Raw genomic sequence first — 2,597 nt, 5'->3', positions numbered from 1 at the left:
CCTGCGCGTCAACCGGCGCGGAGGCCACGGCGGCTGGCGCCTTGCCCTGGGCCCTGTCCTGCACCTCGGCCATGGCCACGGGCGGCAGCTCGGGCAACTGCTTGAGCGGTGCCACGTTCTGGCCCGCCACGATGTGGGCAATGCGCTCCTCGGCCTGCGGCAGCGCCATGTCGTAGACAGAGGTCTGGGCCACGGGTGCGTTGCGCGTGGTCGTTGCCAGCACCTCGCCCTGCTGGTCTCGCACGTCCACCTTGACTTCCATGGACAGGCCCACGCGCAGCGGGTGCTGTGCCAGGTCTTCCGGCGCCAGCGCAATGCGCACGGGCACGCGCTGCACCACCTTGATCCAGTTGCCGGTGGCGTTCTGCGCGGGCAGCAGCGAGAAGGCCGCGCCGGTTCCTGCGCCCATGCCCACCACGGTGCCGTGGTAGCTGATCTTGTCGCCGTAGACATCGGCCGTCAGCTCGGTCTTCTGGCCTATGCGCAGCTGGGCCAGCTGGCTTTCCTTGAAGTTGGCATCCACCCAGAGGTTGTGCAGGCCCACCACCGTCATCAGCGGCGCGCCCGAGGCCACGCGCTGGCCCAACTGCACGCCGCGCTTGGCCACATAGCCTTCCACGGGCGAGACCAGGCGCGTGCGCTGCAGCGCAAGATAGGCTTCGCGCACCTTGGCGGAGGCGGCGATCACGCTGGGGTGCTCTTCGGCGCTGCTGCCCTTGGTCTGGGCTTCGGCAGCCGTCAGCTGCGCCTTGGCGGCGCGCACGGCGGCTTCGGCTGCCGAGGCGGCATTGCCGGCCGTGCGGGCCAGGGACTGGGCGTGGTCGAACTCCTCCTTGCCCACGGCGCCCGTGGCCAGCAGCGGGCGGCGGCGCTCCACATCCTCGCGGGCGCGGGCGGCATCGGCCTGCAGGCGGGCCAGATCGGCCTCGCGCTGGGCCACCTGGGCGACCAGGGGGGCATTGTTGGCGTACAGCGTGCGCACCTGGCGCACGGTCTGGGCCAGCTGCGACTCGGCCTGGGACAGGGCGACCAGGGCATCGGCCGAGTCCAGCTGCACCAGCAGCTGGCCGGGCTTGACGTAGTCGGTGTCGTCGGCGCCGATGCTGATCACCGTGCCGCCGACCTGCGGCGTGATCTGCACCACGTTGCCCGCCACATAGGCGTTGTCCGTGGTCTGGTAGTTGCGCGCCACCATCCAGTGCCAGCCGCCCCAGGCGACGGCGGCCACCGCGACGGCGGCGGCCACGATGGTCAGGCCCTTGCGGCGGCCCTGCGGGTTGGCCACGGGCGAGGCTGCGGCAGCGGGTGCATTGGATGCTTGCTTGTTGGTATCGGTCATGGTGTTCGGCGCTTTGTTATCTGTGAATGTGGTTGTGCGGCCGGGGCAGGGGGCTGGCGGTCTGTCACGCTGGCTGGCGGTCTGCCCGGTGGAGGGTCAAGAGTGCGGTGGATTCCTGTGCGGGTTGCGATCTCAGTGCTGGCTGACCTGCACGGCATCCGTGCCATCGGTCCAGCCGCCGCCCAGGGCCTTCATCAGCGACACGCGCGTGTCCAGCGCGCGGGCGCGCAGGTCCACGTCCAGGCGGCGCTGGGTGATCACCTGGGTCTCGGTGTTGAGCACCGTCACCTGGCTGGCCAGGCCGGCCTTGTAGCGCTGCACTGCAAAGTCGTAGGCGCGTTCGGCCTTCTCCAGCGACTCGGCCTGCAGCTGCTGTTGGCGCACCAGCGATTGCACGGACGTGATGGCGTCACCCGCTTCCTTGACCGCATCGAGCACCACGCCGTTGTACTGGGCAATGGCGGTGTCCAGGTCGGCCTGCGTGCCGCGCAACTGGGCGCGCAGGCGCTTGCCGTCGAACAGGGGCAGGCGCAGCGCGGGCGTCACGCCCATCTGGCGCGAGCTGCCCTTGAACAGGTTGTCCAGCCCGACGGCGTTGAGGCCGATGAAGGCCGTCAGGTTGATATCGGGGTAGAAATCCGCCCGCGCGCTCTCTATGCCCTGCGTTGCGGACTCCACGCGCCAGCGTGCGGCCACCACGTCGGGGCGGCGGCCCAGCAGGTCTGCGCCCAACTGGCCGGGCATGGCCTGGATCTGCAGCGCGGCCAGACGGGGCGCCAGCTGCAGCTGCGCCTCGGGCGCCTGGCCGCAGAGCACGGCGATGGTGCGGCGCGCCAGCGTGATCTGCTCGTCCAGCATCTCGATCTGGGTGCCGGCATCGGGCAGGCCGGCCTGGGCCTGGGTCAGCTCCACCTGGCTGTCCAGCCCGGCGCGCGTGCGCTGCTGGCTCAGCTCCAGCAGCGACTGGCGCTGGGTCAGCGTGCGGCCGGCCACATCCTTTTGGGCAATCAGCCGGGCCAGCGCCACATAGCTGCGCGCCACCTGGGCGGCCAACTGGTTGGCAGCGGCGGCGCTGTCGGCCTGGGCGGCACGGGCCTGGCCCAGGGCGGCCTGCAGGTCGGCCGCATGGCGGCCAAAGAAATCCGGCGTCCAGCTCAGCCCGGCCTGCAGGTTGCCGGTGTTGTAGGTATGGCCGGCAATGGGAGCAGGCACCAGGCCGTTGGCGCTGTAGTGCTGGCGCGTGGCGTCGACGCCGAGC

The 2,597-nt window shown here is 70.9% G+C and carries 2 protein-coding genes; both read right to left on the bottom strand.

Annotation, left to right across the window (positions count from 1 at the left end; translation table 11 throughout):
- The coding region (locus L995_RS04825; protein ID WP_047469683.1) for an HlyD family secretion protein at positions 1 to 1,339 on the bottom strand (1,339 nt) is incomplete at its 3' end.
- 132 nt (positions 1,340 to 1,471) lie between these two features.
- A partial coding sequence (locus tag L995_RS04820; RefSeq protein ID WP_047469680.1) for an efflux transporter outer membrane subunit occupies positions 1,472 to 2,597 on the bottom strand: 1,126 nt, incomplete at its 5' end.

It is taken from the genome of Delftia sp. ZNC0008, from assembly GCF_000799035.1.
GTDB lineage: Bacteria > Pseudomonadota > Gammaproteobacteria > Burkholderiales > Burkholderiaceae_C > Comamonas > Comamonas tsuruhatensis.
Note: the sequence above shows the minus strand (reverse complement) of the source record. Positions and strands in the feature narration are given on the sequence as shown.